This is a genomic window from Williamsia sp. Y853, assembly GCF_056786495.1.
The window spans coordinates 135,622-150,567 of record NZ_JBXCJC010000001.1 but is presented as its reverse complement, the minus strand read 5'-3'; the positions used below and the strand labels follow the sequence as shown (position 1 = coordinate 150,567).

General features: G+C 61.9%; 13 protein-coding genes. 7 read left to right on the top strand and 6 right to left on the bottom strand.

All coding sequences use genetic code 11. The features are described 5' to 3' along the window. The first annotated feature begins 60 nt into the window (after positions 1 to 60). From AC1TPF_RS00760 to AC1TPF_RS00730, 7 genes are all read left to right on the top strand, one after another. On the top strand, positions 61 to 1,530 hold the full coding sequence (locus AC1TPF_RS00760; RefSeq protein WP_482142211.1) for an aldehyde dehydrogenase family protein: 1,470 nt from the start codon (positions 61 to 63) through the stop codon (positions 1,528 to 1,530). Continuing rightward, positions 1,527 to 2,750, top strand: a complete 1,224-nt coding sequence (locus AC1TPF_RS00755; protein ID WP_482142209.1) for an amidohydrolase family protein — start codon at positions 1,527 to 1,529, stop codon at positions 2,748 to 2,750. Before AC1TPF_RS00760 ends, AC1TPF_RS00755 begins: the two co-directional genes overlap by 4 nt. Then, complete coding sequence (locus tag AC1TPF_RS00750) at positions 2,743 to 3,525, top strand: SDR family NAD(P)-dependent oxidoreductase (RefSeq protein WP_482142207.1); 783 nt, start codon at positions 2,743 to 2,745, stop codon at positions 3,523 to 3,525. Before AC1TPF_RS00755 ends, AC1TPF_RS00750 begins: the two co-directional genes overlap by 8 nt. Continuing rightward, positions 3,522 to 4,775, top strand: coding sequence for a cytochrome P450 (locus AC1TPF_RS00745; protein WP_482142205.1), 1,254 nt, complete (start codon positions 3,522 to 3,524; stop codon positions 4,773 to 4,775). Before AC1TPF_RS00750 ends, AC1TPF_RS00745 begins: the two co-directional genes overlap by 4 nt. Positions 4,776 to 4,782: 7 nt before the next feature. Then, positions 4,783 to 5,223 (top strand): nitroreductase family deazaflavin-dependent oxidoreductase, encoded by a 441-nt coding sequence (locus AC1TPF_RS00740; RefSeq protein WP_482142203.1) that lies wholly within the window; start codon positions 4,783 to 4,785, stop codon positions 5,221 to 5,223. 20 nt (positions 5,224 to 5,243) lie between these two features. Next, the gene (locus tag AC1TPF_RS00735; protein WP_482137075.1) at positions 5,244 to 5,888 is read left to right on the top strand and encodes a TetR/AcrR family transcriptional regulator; all 645 of its coding nucleotides are present in this window, start codon (positions 5,244 to 5,246) and stop codon (positions 5,886 to 5,888) included. Positions 5,889 to 6,114: 226 nt separating this feature from the next. Beyond that, the gene (locus AC1TPF_RS00730) at positions 6,115 to 7,686 is read left to right on the top strand and encodes an ABC transporter substrate-binding protein (RefSeq protein ID WP_482142201.1); all 1,572 of its coding nucleotides are present in this window, start codon (positions 6,115 to 6,117) and stop codon (positions 7,684 to 7,686) included. A gap of 51 nt (positions 7,687 to 7,737) precedes the next feature. Here the strand turns inward: AC1TPF_RS00730 and AC1TPF_RS00725 are convergent, their stop codons facing one another. From AC1TPF_RS00725 to AC1TPF_RS00700, 6 genes are all read right to left on the bottom strand, one after another. After that, positions 7,738 to 8,769 (bottom strand): ABC transporter ATP-binding protein, encoded by a 1,032-nt coding sequence (locus AC1TPF_RS00725; RefSeq protein WP_482142199.1) that lies wholly within the window; start codon positions 8,767 to 8,769, stop codon positions 7,738 to 7,740. Between the two features lie 5 nt (positions 8,770 to 8,774). Continuing rightward, positions 8,775 to 9,824: an ABC transporter ATP-binding protein gene (locus AC1TPF_RS00720; RefSeq protein WP_482142197.1), complete on the bottom strand. Its 1,050-nt coding sequence runs from the start codon at positions 9,822 to 9,824 to the stop codon at positions 8,775 to 8,777. 28 nt (positions 9,825 to 9,852) lie between these two features. Further along, positions 9,853 to 11,436 carry an ABC transporter substrate-binding protein gene (locus AC1TPF_RS00715; protein WP_482142195.1) on the bottom strand — a complete coding sequence of 528 codons (1,584 nt, stop codon included), beginning with the start codon at positions 11,434 to 11,436 and terminating at the stop codon, positions 9,853 to 9,855. A 60-nt stretch (positions 11,437 to 11,496) separates the two neighbouring features. Then, positions 11,497 to 12,408 carry an ABC transporter permease gene (locus tag AC1TPF_RS00710; protein WP_482137080.1) on the bottom strand — a complete coding sequence of 304 codons (912 nt, stop codon included), beginning with the start codon at positions 12,406 to 12,408 and terminating at the stop codon, positions 11,497 to 11,499. Further along, a complete protein-coding gene (locus AC1TPF_RS00705) occupies positions 12,405 to 13,361 on the bottom strand; it encodes an ABC transporter permease (RefSeq protein ID WP_482137081.1) in 957 nt (318 codons plus the stop codon). The genes AC1TPF_RS00710 and AC1TPF_RS00705 overlap by 4 nt, the downstream gene beginning before the upstream one ends. A gap of 459 nt (positions 13,362 to 13,820) precedes the next feature. Next, positions 13,821 to 14,840: a 2Fe-2S iron-sulfur cluster-binding protein gene (locus tag AC1TPF_RS00700; protein ID WP_482142193.1), complete on the bottom strand. Its 1,020-nt coding sequence runs from the start codon at positions 14,838 to 14,840 to the stop codon at positions 13,821 to 13,823. Positions 14,841 to 14,946 lie beyond the last annotated feature (106 nt).

Below are 14,946 nucleotides of genomic sequence, written 5' to 3'. Positions count from 1 at the left end.
ATTCAACTCTTGTTGAGGCGAGAACTATGTTCTACTGCTACCAGCGAATAAGGAGTCAATTTGAGTATTGTTTCTGAACAGCGAACCTATATCGCCGGCCATTGGGTCACGGGTGATGAGGCGCTGGCCGTGCAGAATCCGGCAGATGAGAGTCACGTCGCCGACGTCACCATCACACCCATCGGGCAAGTTGAACGTGCGATCGTGCAGGCGCGACGCGCCTTTGACGAGGGGACGTGGGCGCACCGCACATCTGACGACAGGGCCGACGTCCTGCACGCCTTCATCGATCACATCGAGGCGAACCGAGAAACGCTCGTCGACACCCTGGTTGCCGAGGCCGGACAACCCACCCGCTTCGCGGATGAAACCCAGTGTCGCGCAGGGGTTGCCATGGCAAGGCAGACCATCGACCTCTATCGGTCGATGTCGCATGAAGAGGCGAGTCCGGTCCCGGTGGACGACCTCGTCCGTGGCCGGGTCGCCCTCAGCGTTCGGCGGCACGAGCCGGTCGGGGTGGTCGCCGCCATCACGCCGTACAACGCGGCACTCATCATGGGCCTGCAGAAGCTGATCCCAGCACTGATGGCAGGCAATTCGGTGATTCTCCGACCGAGCCCGTTGACTCCGATCTCATCACTCATCTTCGGCCTGGCCGCAGATGCCGCGGAGTTGCCGCCTGGTGTCTTGAGCGTGGTGGTGGAAGAGGGGACCGCCGGCGCGCAATTGATGACCAGTCATCCTGCAGTCGACATGGTTTCGTTCACCGGGTCGACTGTGGCCGGCCGCAACATCATCGCGCAGGCGGCGCCGACGGTGAAGCGCCTTTCCCTCGAACTCGGAGGCAAATCGGCTCAGATTTACCTGCCCGACGCGATCGGCCGCACCGGTATCGGCGCGATGGCGGTGGTCGCCCGCACGGCCGGCCAGGCGTGTGTGGCGGCGACGAGGATGTTGGTTCCGGTCGAACACAAGGAGGAGGTTCTCGAAAAGGTATCGGCAGCATACGGATCCATCGCCGTCGGCGATCCAACTGACCCGAGGATGCTGATGGGGCCGGTGATCAGCGCGGCGCAGCGGGAAAAGTGCGAGCGTTTTGTCGCATTGGCCGAAGAGCAGGGGGCCAAGGTGCGGTTCGGCGGCCGCAGGCCGGCAGGCCTGGACACCGGATACTACTTCGAACCGACCGTGCTCGACTTGCCGAACAATGCCAATCCCGCTGCCCAAGAGGAGATTTTCGGACCTGTCATCGGCATCCTCGGCTACCGCGACATCGACGAGGCCGTGCAGATGGCGAATGACAGCGTGTACGGACTCTCCGCACAGGTATACGGCGGTGACACCAGTGCCGCTGTCGGTATCGCACGAAGACTGCGCGCAGGCGCCGTGAACGTCAACACCACCGTCTTCAGCGCCTACGCGCCCAGCGGCGGCTACAAGCAGAGTGGTCTGGGCCGAGAACGCGGTCCAGACGGGATCAGAGAGTTTCAGGAAGTCAAACATATGTCGATTGGAGAGCTGGCCAAATGAACACAACCAACGGAACCGGTGGTAGCTACAATCTGGATTGGCTTGTCTCGGTGGATGATCACATCCTCGAGCCACCGAACCTCTGGCTGGACCGGGTTGCGAAGAAAGACCGTGACCGAGCGCCTCGCCTGATCAAGGACGACAACGGTATCGACGTCTGGCTGTACGACGGCAAGCGGATGCCGAGTAGCGGCCTCAGTGCCGTGGCCGGCAAGACCAAAGAAGAGTTCAGCCCGGAACCCCTCAACTATGACGAGATGCGTCCGGGCTGCTACGACCCCCTTGCCCGCGTGGAGGACATGAACCGCGCCGGCATCCTGGCATCGCTGTCATTTCCGACCGTCACCCGATTCTGTGGCCAACTCTTCTATGAGGCCGGTGACCGGGACTTCGGATTCACCTGTCTGCAGGCCTACAACGACTGGCACCTCGAAGAGTGGGCAGGCGCGGCACCTGGACGTTTCATCCCGCTGATCCTCATCCCGCTGTGGGATCCGCAGCTGGCCGCCAAGGAGATGGAGCGCTGCGCCGCGAAGGGTGCGACCTCGTTCGCATTCTCCGAGAACCCAGAACCTCTTGGGCTGCCGACGATTCACGACAAGGATCGTTACTGGGAGCCGGTCATGGCCGCCGCCAACGATCTGGAGATGGTGGTGTCGATGCACGTCGGTTCGTCGTCGACGGTGCCGCAGATCTCGAAAGATTCGCCGTTCATGGCCAACCTGGCCTGGGGTGCCACCCGGACCTCCGGCGCCATGCTCACCTGGCTCTTCAGCAGCTTCCTGCAGCGCCACCCGAATCTCAAGATCTCGCTGTCCGAGGGCGAGATCGGTTGGATGCCGTACTTCCTCGAGCGTGCGGAGCAGGTGCTGGACAAGCAGCGGTACTGGGTGCAGCGTGGCGCCACGTGGGGCGGACACGCGGGCACCGACGTCGATCTCAATGAGCTCGATATTCGAGAGACCTTCCGCAAGCACATCTTCGGCTGTTTCATCGACGATGTCCACGGTTTGGCGAGCCTCGATGAGATCGGCGAGGACAACGTCATGTGCGAGACCGACTACCCGCATTCTGACTCGACGTGGCCGAACTGCATCACGGTGGTGAAGGATCGGATTTCGCATTTCACCCCTGAATTGCAATACAAGATCCTGCGGGGCAATGCCGAGCGGCTGTACCGTTTCACCCCGGCAGAGCCTCCGGTGCTGACCAATGTCTGACTTTCGCGGTAAGGCCGCAATAGTCACCGGCGCCGGATCCGGTGTGGGACGGGCCATCGCGCTGCGATTGGCCGAAGAAGGCGCGAAAGTGGTTGCGGCAGATATCGGTCTCGATCAGGCCAAAGAGACCGTGCGGATGATCGAGGCCGCCGACGGCACCGCAGTCGCCGTCGATGTCGACGTCTCCGTGGAGCAGCAGGTGGAGGCCATGGTTGCCGCCGCTGTTGAGCACTTCGGGAGCCTGGACATCCTGGTCAACAATGTCGGGATCCCGACCCCCAGACTCGGGGCGCTTCTCGAAGATCACACCGTCGAGGATTTCGGCCGACTTGTCGGTGTGAACCTCGGCGGCGTGTTCTTCGGGTGCAAGCACGCAGTGTTGCAATTCAAAAAGCAGGGCGACGGCGGGGTCATCGTCAACACCGGTTCGGTGGCCGGCCTGGTTGCCTGCGGTGGCTCGGTGTACGGCGCGACCAAGGCGGGGGTGCTCTCGCTGACCCGCTCGGTGGCGATCGAGGGTGCACCCCATGGGATCCGGGCGAACGCGATATGTCCGTCGGCGATGCCGTTGACCGGGTTCATGGCCGCCGGCGGGCTGGACCCGGCCGCAACGGCCACTCCCGAAATGGCCGAACGGTTTGGTGCGCAACATCCTTTGGGTCGCTTCATCACGGCTGAGGATTGTGCCGAGGCGACCGTATACCTGGCTTCGGACCGGGCCCGCAACATCACCGGCGTGTCGTTGCCCATCGACGGCGGGTTGGTTGCCCGATGACCACCGCTATCCCGGACCGGGAGAAATTGCGAGAACTCTTCGACCTGCGCAGCTCGTACAACGCGCTGACCGGCGGGTTGTACGACGGCGATCCGTACCCGGCCTGGCATCGCCTGCGGGAGGAAGGCCCGGTTCATCCCGGGACTGTCCACGAACTCACCGGGCTCACCGAGAACCTGTACTTCCAGGGGCTTCCGTTCCCCGATCGCCCGCACTTCTCGGCGTTCAGCTACGACGCGTGTTTCGAAGCCTTCCGGGATCCGGAGTTGTACGCCTCGTCGCCTGAGCCGGTTGATCCGCGCTCAGGCGGCTTCGGGACAAGCACCAGCATGATCTCGATGGGTGGTGCACAGCACAAGCGCTACCGCGGGTTGGTTCAGCCGTCCTTCCTGCCCAACAACGTCAGGTGGTGGGTCGAGAACTGGATCGAAGAATGCGTCAAGGATCTGATCGACGGGTTCATCGGGCAGGGACATGCCGAACTGAATGTCGACTTCTGCGCTGCGATCCCCGTGCTGACGATCACCGGCAGCTTCGGTGTCCCGGTGGAGCAGGCCTTGGAGATCCGTGCCTGCCTGAACACGAACCAGCAACGGGTGGTGGACATCCTCGAACCCATCGTGGCGGCGCGACGTGAGAATCCGACTGATGATCTGATCAGTGTGCTGGCCGCGGCCGAGCTGACCGATGAAAACGGTGTGACCCAACGGCTTTCCGACAACGAGATCTACTCGTTTTCGTTGCTCTTGTTGACTGCGGGATCGGGTACGACGTGGAAGCAGATGGGATTGACCCTCACCGCGCTCCTGGAGCGCCCCGAAGTTCTCGAACAGGTGCGAGGCGACCGGAAGCTCCTGAAAACCGCCATCGACGAGACGTTGCGGTGGATCCCGACCGACCCGATGTTCTCTCGTTTTGTCACCGCGGATGTCGAGTTCTTCGGTGTCGACATCCCGAAAGGTGCTGTCTTGCATCTATGTGTGGGTGCCGCCAACCGCGACCCGGCCCGGTGGGATGACCCGGACAGCTACGACATCACCCGGCCGTCACGTCCGACGTTGGCATTCGGGCAGGGGTCACACATGTGCCTGGGTATGCATGTGGCGCGCGCCGAGATGACCGTGGGCATCAATGCGCTGCTCGACCGGCTCCCGAACCTGAGGCTCGACCCGAACGCCGAGCAACCCAGATACATCGGGATGTACGAGCGCGGCGCGACGGCGATACCTGTCCTGTTCGACGCACAGTGAGGTGACCATGTCCACATCTGGATCTGATTACTCGGCACCGGACCTGAGCCTTCGGGGCGAAGAACACGTCCGCGTGTATCGAGAAACCGGTGGGGAGGCCGGCTATCTCTGGAATGGGGTCCCGACACTTCTGCTCACCGTCACCGGCCGGAAATCCGGCCGCGATCTGACATCGGCTCTCATATTCGCTCGTGATGGTGATGACCTGCTGGTCGTGGCATCGAAGGGGGGAGCACCACTGGCCCCTCAGTGGTACCTGAATCTGAGCGCCAACCCGCAGGTTCGGCTCCAGGTCAAAGCGACCAGGATGGCGGCAATTGCCCGCACCGCGACCGAGGCCGAGAAGCCCCGGCTGTGGAAGGTCTTGACCGATCTGTGGCCCAATTACGACGTGTACCAATCCCGAACCGACCGGAGTATTCCTGTCGTGGTGCTGACACCCGGGTGAGGCCCACTAGTATTCCGGATATGTCATGGGCTGAGGAGCGCGCCGTCGAACGTTCTGCGGCGGTTCAACGGTCGCGGACGCGTATCGCGGAACAGGTGCGCCTGATGCTCGATGCCGCGGGCAGGCTCATCGAGGTCAAGGGCGATGCTTTCACCACCCAGGAGTTGGTCAAGGAAGCCGGGGTCGCACTCCAGACCTTCTACCGGTACTTCTCGAGCAAAGACGAGCTGCTTCTCGCAGTGATCAGCGACGCGATGACAGAGGCGTGCACTCGGTGGGAACGCGGTGCGAGCGGGATTCCCGATCCTCTCGATCGGGTGCGCTACTTCATCACATCGATCCTGGGTGGCGCCGACCAGGGGCCGCGGCGTGACGCGCTCGCCCAGTTCATGGTCGTCACACATTGGCGACTACACCGGGTCTTCCCGGACGAACTGGCAGCTGCCGAGAAGCCCTTGGTCGATCTGCTCTGCAAGGAGATTCAGACCGCTGTTGACGCGGGACAGCTGACGTCTGAAACACCTGAAGTCGACGCCTGGTTCGTGGCGGAATTGGTGCGGTCTGTTTTCCACCACTACGCATTCGCATCAGATGACGCGGGCGACGTGAAGGACCGGCTGTGGGTCTTCTGCCTAAGAGCCCTCGGGGGCAGCACCAGCGCTTGAGACCTCGTCTCGGTGCAATGGCGAAAAGAATTGCACGCCAATCGTTCTCCGGACCCTGGGTCCATTTCTGAATAATCTTTCCGAATCTTTCGATTCTGCCAACGCGCGGCGGAATGCAAACTAGGTTCTAGTCAAACAAAGAACGTAGTTCTATCTAATCCGGATCGTCATTCTGTCTCTGAAGGCCCATCCGGGTGCCCCCTGTATCTCATCTGAGAGGCCGACGATGTTTCGACGAAAACGCTCTTATACCGCAGCGGTCGCTGCGCTGAGTTCGCTCGTGCTGGTGCTGACCGCTTGCGGGACGACCTCCGATAACGGTGGGACGGCAACCGATTTCGGTGATCCGGTGGCCGGTGGCGCCGGCCGGGTCATCCAGGTCACCGAACCGCGAACTCTCGATCCGGCCGGTCTCGGCAACGTGTGGGCCACGCAGCCGCTGCTGGGGAACGCCCTGTACGGCACGTTGATGATCAACAAGCCGGACTCGCTCGAGATTGAATACACGATGGCCGAGGACTTCTCGTCTGCCGACGGTGGCAGCACATTGACTCTCAAACTTCGTCCGGGACTGCAGTTTTCAGATGGAACGCCCCTTGATGCAGAGGCGGTCAAGTTCAACTGGGAGCGGATGCGCGACCCTGCCCTCGGTTCCGGTGCGAGCAAGTTCGCTCCACAGATAGCCTCGACCGCGGTCGTCGACCCCACGACGTTGAATGTCACATTGGTCGAACCCAACCAGCACTTCGGCCAGGCCGTGATCAGCAGTGCATTGAACTGGATTGCATCTCCCGCCGCGCTGAGCAAGGGGCGCGAGGCCTTCGACGCGGCCCCGGTCGGTGCCGGCCCCTTCACTCTCACCGAGTGGACGCGGCAGGATGAGATTGTCCTGCAGAAGAATCCGAAGTATTGGGATGCCCCAAAGCCTTACCTGGAGACGTTGACGATCAAGTCGGTCCCCGACACTGCTCAGCGGTACAACTCTGTCACCACCGGTGGCGTCGACCTCGCCTCGGAGTCCAACTCGGAAAGTCTGGGCAGGGCTGATGCGGCCGGTTTTCCGACCGAACTCGATGAGGTCGGCGGAGGCCAGTACCTTGCGATGAACTTCAGGCGCGCACCCTTCGATGATGTACGGGCTCGTCGGGCTGTTTCGTTGGCCTTGGATCTGGATGCCCTGAACACGGTTGTCTACAACGGGTCCGGTCAGATACCCGACACCCTGTTCCCGGAATCGTCGCCCTTCTACAGTGACATCGCGCTCAGGGAGGCGAACAAGGCGCAGGCGCAGGCGCTCTTCGACGAACTCGAGTCCGACGGTAAGCCGGTCTCCTTCACGTTCACCGCATACTCGACCACGGAGAGTAAGAAGGCTGCCGAGGGCGTGCAAGCTCAGTTGAGTGCGTACGACAATGTCGATGTCGAAGTCAGGCAGGTGGACTCGACATCGATCCCGATCGTTGTCGGCACCCGCGACTTCGAGATGGTGGTCACATCGGCGAATGTACTCGACCCTGATACCGAGCTGTGGAGCAGCTTTCACTCGAGATCAGCAGGCAACATGACCGGTGTCAGTGATCCTGCGCTCGATGCCGCGCTCGACGCCGGACGGGTCGAAGTGGAAGTGTCCGAGCGCAAGAAGGCCTACGACATCGTCCAAGAGAGATTGGCCGAGCTCAGTCCCGGAGTCTTCTACGTGCGATCGTCGCCGTCGGTGATTCTCGCCAAGAATCTGGCAGGGGTACGGATGTACGGTCTGGGATCGCCTTTGCCAGAGGAGATGTGGCTGGCGAATTAGCAGATCAGATCGGTTCCACAAGAAAGGGCCCCGCTTTCGCGGGGCCCTTTCTCATGCCTGCGTCTTTGTCGCGGCCTCGGAAGGAGGACGGCTCGTGTTCAGCACCGTCAGTGGGAAGTGGCAGGCGGCAAACTGGCCGGGCCGCGTCTGCCGGACCTCGGGTTCTTCTGTGACGCAGCGGTCTTGCACGCTGGGGCAACGGGTACGGAACCGGCAGCCGGTCGGTGGATCGAGGGGTGAAGGGACATCGCCCTGGAGGGCCGGTCCGGCAAACGCCTTGTCGGGGTCGGTCAAAGGTACCGAGTCGAGCAGTGCCCTGGTGTACGGGTGAGTGGGGTTGTCGTACACCTCCGCCGAATCCCCGAACTCGCAGACCTTGCCGAGATACATGACCATGACGTTGTCGCTGACGGTGCGTACCACTCCGAGATCGTGGGCGATGAAGACAACCGTGAGATCGAACTCGGCCTTGAGTTCCTCGATGAGGTTGAGGATCTGGGCCTGGACGGACACGTCGAGAGCGGACACCGGTTCGTCACAGATCAACAGTCGAGGGTTCAGGGCCAGGGCCCGGGCGATGGCCACACGCTGGGCCTGGCCGCCGGAGAGTGCGCGGGGCAGCACGTCGGAGTATCGCGCGGGAGGCAGACCGACCGAATCGAGGACGGTGGCCGAGGTGGTGGCGCGTTCGGCCTTCGAGGCGCCTGCCACGGTCATGCCCTCGACCACAATGTCTTTGACCGGTCGTCTGGGATTGAGGGAACTGATCGGGTCCTGAAAGATCATCTGCATGTCGCGGCGCAATGCTCGCATCTGCTTCTCGGGCGCCTTCTCGATCCAGTCGGTACCGAATCTGATCCGCCCGGCGGTGACCCGGTCCAGGCGCAGGACAGCACGTCCGGTGGTGGACTTTCCGCAGCCTGATTCGCCGACGATGCCGAGGGTTTCTCCGGGCAGGACGTCAAAGCTGATCTTCGAAACCGCCTGAACCGTACCTGATTTGGTGGGGTATTCGACTACGAGGTCCTGCACGCTGAGCAGTGCGTCGTCGCCGCGTAGGTGCGCGTTTCCGCTGCCGGCCATGGTGTCTACCTTCCGGAGAGCGTGAGTGTTTTCACGGATTGGGGTGTGACCGGGTGTAGACAAGCGACATCATGATCGGAGCCGACCGATGCCAGCTCCGGGCCGGAGGTCACACAATCGTCCTGGGCATGGTTGCAGCGCGGCGCAAATCGGCAGCCCTGCGGGGGTGATGTCGGGTCGGGCAGCGATCCGGAGATCACATTCAGTGGTGCGTGTCGGGCATGGTCGATGGTCGGTGTGGCCCCGAGTAGGGCGTGTGTGTAACGGTGCCGCGGCGCCTCGAATACCTCACGGGTGGAGCCTACTTCGGCCAGGCGACCGGCATACATCACCGATACGCGGTCGGTGCGCCCGGCCACCACAGCGAGATCATGACTGATGAGCATCATCGCCATATCCCGGTCCCGTTGCACACCGCGCAGCAGGTCGAGGATTTGGCGCTGGATGGTCACATCGAGTGCGGTGGTCGGTTCGTCGGCGATGAGCAGGTCCGGCTCGCAGGCGAGTGCGATCGCGATCATCACGCGCTGGCGCATACCACCGGACATTTCGTGCGGGTAGTTCTTCAGTCGCCGCTCAGGATCGGGCACGCCCACTTCTTGGAGAAGTTTCAGTGCCCGATCGTGAGCTTCGCTGCGGCTGACACCGAGGTGCTTTCGCATGCCTTCGGTGAGTTGGCGTTCGACCCGGACGACCGGATTCAGTGATCGCCCCGGGTCTTGGAACACCATGGCAATCTGTTTGCCCCAGATGTCCTTGGTCTCCTTTGTGTTCAGGGCCAACAGATCTCGACCCTGAAAGGTGACCTCACCTGATCGTGCGGAACGGGCGGGCATCAGGCCCATGATGGCGCGGGCCATCACGGACTTACCCGAGCCGGACTCGCCGACGATCCCCAGAGCCTGCCCGGTGTCCAGGGTCAGGGAGACGTCGTCCACGGCGCGGACTGTGCCGCGTGCGGTTCCGATGTATGCCCGAAGATTGTTGACCTCGAGGAGAGGTGCCTTCTTCAGAAGCGTTGTTCCACTGCTCTGGGGATCGTCGTGAGTGTTCATGCTCGGTATGCCCTTTCGCTTCGCTCGGTCAGCTGATCCAGAAGTTCTCGGGCATCGGCGAACCGAGGGTGTAGAGCTCGACGCCCTTGACCTTGGTGCTGTAGACAACCGCCGGAACAGCCTTCGTGTACCAGATGCCCGGAACAATCTCGACAAGACGTTCCTGCACGGTCTTGTAGGCCGCTTTCCGGTCCGCGTCGCTGGTGGCGAGTCGTCCGGCATCAAGCGCAGTGTCGAGCTGGGCGTCGTTGGTGCCGACGAAGTTGCCGGTCGACTTGGAGTGGAACGCGGTCCAGAGCGGGTAGTCCGGATCCTGGATGACCGCCGACGAGATCAGCATCTGGAAATCACGCTGTCCGGCACGTGCCGTGAGGGCGGCGAAGTCGAGGACCTCGACCTTGACATCCAGGTTCTTGAAGGTGCTGAGCTGCGTCTGCAGGCCCTCGGCAAGCGTTTTGCTCTCGGTGGTGGGGTAGGAGAGAAACGTGAACGAGACCGGCTTGCCTTCGGCGGCAAGCTCATCGAGAAGCTTCTGGGCTTCTTCTTTGTTGGTCTCCTGCAGCGAGATGTTCTCGTAGAACGGTGAGCCCTCGGGGAACAGCGTCTGCGGGATCTCGTTCTCGCCGTCGTAGACAACGGTGTTCAGTGCGTCGACATCGGTGGCCAGTGCAATTGCACGGCGAGCACGGATGTCGTCGAAGGGCGCCTGGCGCTCGTTCATGGCCATGTACTGACCGCCACCGGTCGGTACGATCTCGCTGTTCATGCCTGCCGCGTTGATCTTGTTGATGCTTGCGAGGTTGGTCTCTGAAGCGATATCTGCGGCGCCGGTACTGATGGCGTTGAAACGCTGATTGCTGTCTGCAACTGTCTTGATCGTCAACTTGTCGAGGTAGGGCTTGGGCGCGTCGTAGAAATTGGGATTTTTGGTCAGTTCCACCGAATCCTGTCGGGTCCAGTTGACCAATGTGAACGGGCCTGCACCGATCGGAGCTTCGTCGAATGCCTGTGTGCCCATTTTCAGTGCTGTCGGAGAGGCGATCCAGTTCATCGCACCGGACAGCAGTGACTGCGCAAAGTGGGGGTTGGGCGCCGCCATGGTGACCTTGAGCGTGGTCGGGTCGACAGCCTCGGTGTTTGCGACCTGAACGGCCTGGCGGATCGAGGTCGAGGCCAGGGTGGGATCCTTGAGGCGATCCCAGTTGAACTTGACCGCCTCGGCGTCATACGGGGTGCCGTCGGTGAACGTCAGGCCCGGACGCAGCACCAGGTTGAAGGTGGCGCCATTGTCGGTGGTGGAGAAGTCGGTGGCCATCTTGTACTCGACTTCAAAGGTGTTGATGTTGTTGATCATCAACGATCCGTAGAGAGCGTTGCCGAGCGTGGGCTGGTGGGCCCAGGTATTCGACAGTGAGGCCGGATCAAGCGAGCGGGGCTCGCCACTCTGCAGCACAACTGCAGATCCACCGGCTACCGGATCGCCTTCGTCCTTGGCAGAGTTGCTTCCACCGGAGCTGTTGCTACTGCCTCCGCCACAGGCGGCGACAAAAGCAAGTGCGAACAGCGATATAAGTGCGGCCAGAAGCTTCGGTAAGCGTCTGTGTTGGAACATGATTGACCTCTCATGATGGTGGACCGGGCGGGAATGCCGGGCCGGATTGTCCGACGTGCCTCAGTGCTGCAGGGTCTTGTCGAACTTGGTGCGAAGGTGGTCGCCGAGCTGGTTGAGGCCAAACACGGTGAAGAAGATCGCCAGGGCCGGTACGAAGACGAGGTGCGGCGAGGTGGACAGGGCGTCCTTGCCTTCGCTGATCATGCCGCCCCAACTGGGGGTCGGCGGTGGGATGCCGAGTCCGAGGAAGCTCAGCGAGCCTTCGGCGACGATGAGGGCAGCCATGACGATGGGGAGGTAGGACGCCAGAGGAGCCAGCACGTTGGGGAGGATTTCTTTGAACAGGATTCTCGGGTGGGTGGCGCCCATATTGCGCGCCGCGCGAACGAATTCGCGTGACGACCACGACATTGTGTTCGCGCGGGAGAGACGGATGAACGCGGGGATCACCACAAGTGACAATCCGAGTAGCAAAGTCTGGGCACTCGGTTTGAAGATCGAGGCCAGAGCCAGGAGCAGGATCAGAGGCGGGAAGGCGAGCATCGCGTCGGTGAGCAATGAGACGCCCGTGTCGAGTTTGCGTCCGAAGTATCCGCCGACCAGACCGATCAGGGATCCGATGGTGAATCCGATGATGCCGGCGACGGTTCCGACCACCAGTGAGACCCGCGCACCGTAGATGATCCGAGATAGTTCGGATCGTCCGTAGTTGTCGGTGCCGAGCCACAGGTCCACAGACTCGAATGAGGGTCCGAGTCGCGGTGCGCCGACCGGTGTTTCATAGGACGCGATGGGAAGCAGGCCGGCAAATATTGCAGCCAGGACCAAGGCGGCGAGCCAAAAGATCGACAGGTAGACCAGGATCGATCGGGGCTTCCGGACCGTCGGGACGTTCGGCAGTGTCTGCGCGATGGGCACTTCAGGGGAGACCGGGGTCTCGTCATGTGCGGTTTTCGAGATGATGCCGGTCATGCTGTTGCCGTCACCTTTCTGACCCGAGGATCGATGAGCCCGTAGCTGAGGTCGACCAATGTGTTGATTGCGACGTAGACAACGGCGATGAACACGACGATGCCCTGGACCATGATCAGGTCGCGGTTGGTGATCGATACGGCGATGAGCTGTCCGAGTCCCGGTAGGCCGAACAGGGTTTCGACGATCACGGTGCCACCGATCAGTCGACCGAGATTCATGCCGGCCAGCGTGATCAGGGAGAAGGATGACGGCCGGAATGCATGACGGAACATGACGTACGTGCGACCCATGCCCTTCGCCCGGGCAGCGGCGATGTAGTCCTCGTTGAGGGTGGAGATGAGGTCGGTGCGCAGCAACCGGTGGAAGGACGCGATTTCGGTGAGTGCGATGGCGATCACCGGAAGCATCGCGTAACGAAGATTCTCGACGAGTCCGTCGCTGATGTCGGACCAGCCGAGAACCGGAAACACCTGCATTTGGATGGCAAAGAAGTAGATGAGGACCGGGCCGGCGATGAAGGCAGGCACCGAGAGGAACACTGCCGAAAGGGCATTGATCCCGCGGTCGACGGCCGAGCCCGGGCGAGAGGCGGACACGACGCCCATGACGATGGCAACCGCCAGCGCGAGTAGGAGTCCGAGCGCGGCCAGTTCGAGGGTCACCGGAAGCCGTTCCACGATGGCATCGGTCACCGACTGGTTGGTGATGGGCGAGGTTCCGAGATCGCCGGTGACGGCGTTGCCGAGCCAGTCGATGTACTGGCGCCAGGCGGGCTGGTCCAGGCCGAGCTTCTCGTCGAGCGCGGCTACCGCTTCGGGCGTTGCGTTCTCGCCGAGAATGACCTGCGACGCCGATCCGGGCGCGAGACTGAGCAGGCTCACCACTGCGATGGTCACCAGTAGGACCACCGCAATACTTCTCGCGAGGCGCGTAGCGATCGTTTGGAGCATGAATGGTCAACTTTCGTCCTGCGCATAGGCGCTGAAAGGGTCGGCACGCCGCGAATACTCTTGGATATCAACGTGTTCGGAGGCTGTTATTCACGGTGTGAGGTGAATGCTGCTAACTGTGGCTGCGGTAGTGATCGATAACTCATACATAAAGGGTCTGTGACGTAGATCCTACTGAGAACCATACCTGCACGGCAAGTTATTGGGCCGTACATTTCCCGCGCCGGCGTCTGCCAGGCGTCCGCATGACGGGTGGAGTCGCAAAGAAATCGCCAAAAGCCTTGAAGTGCAACGTATTATGGTGGGGGTGTTGGTTCGGAACCAGTTCGCCAAATAGGCGGACATTTGTAACCGGTTCTCGTTCCTGCGAACGCAGCCTGGATGCACAAATGGGGCCGACACGCAAGGTGTCAGCCCTATTTGTTCTTCAGTTGTGAAGTGCGCCAGTACCTCGCTGCGTCAGTCCTCGTACCGCACTCTGATCGTCGGGGTATCCGGCACAGCCTGGCATGTCAGTACAAATCCATCGGCGACCTCGTCGTCGTCGAGCGCATTGTTGGCGCGCATGGTCGCGCTACCTTCGAGAACCTCGCCGATGCAGGTGGCGCAGTTACCCGATTCGCACGAGAACGGCGGGGAAAGGCCGGCGCGGCGGGCGCTTTCCAGGATGGTCTCGCCGACCTTGCGCTCGATCTCGACCTTCTTGCGGCCGAGCTGGATGAACGCGGTACCGAGTTCGACCGGGGTGGTGGTCGTCTCGACGTCGAGCTCGGCTTCTGGGACGGTCTGGGCCGCCGCACCGAACTCCTCGGCAATGACCCGGCCGGGTCCGGGCAACGCGGATTTGATGACCGCCATGAAGGGGTCGGGGCCGCATAGGTAGCTGTCGGCATCGGTGTCGTCACCGACGAACTCGAGAACCTTCGCCGCGTCGAGGAATCCGTGCTCGACATCGAAACTGCGCACCACGGACAGGCGATCGGGGTACTGAGCGGCCAGTTCGTCGATGGCGGCGTGGAAGATCGCCGAGGCGGGGTCCCGGTCGGCGCACAGGAGCCGGATGCGGCGATCGGTGGTCTTGAGGGCGCTCTTGGTGAGCGACAGTATCGGCGTGATGCCGCTGCCGCCCGCGAAGCCGAGCAGGGGCGCGGTGGTGTCGCTCAAGCAGAACAGCCCCGCAGCCCGGGTGATCTCGACCTCGTCGCCCTCGCTGATGTTGTCGTGCATCCAATTCGAGACCTTGCCGCCGGGGACCCGCTTGACGGTGGTCATCAGCTCGGCATCGGTCTCCGGCGCGCTGGACATCGAATAGGAACGGAACAGCTCTTCGCCTTCGACATGCACCTTGAAGGTGATGAACTGACCGGCGCGGTACGGGATCGGTGCCTCGTGTGGTGCAAGTACGTATGTGCGGGCGTCAGCAGTCTCCTTGACGATCCTCGTCACGGTTGCGCGCTGAAATAACGGGGGCCTCGCCATGAGCCACCTCCTTCGTGTCGTGTCGATCCTACCGAGATTGATACTTAGATTCTACTAGATGAGAATAGTATTCTCGCCAGTGAGCTAGGATCCTCTCAAGTTGATT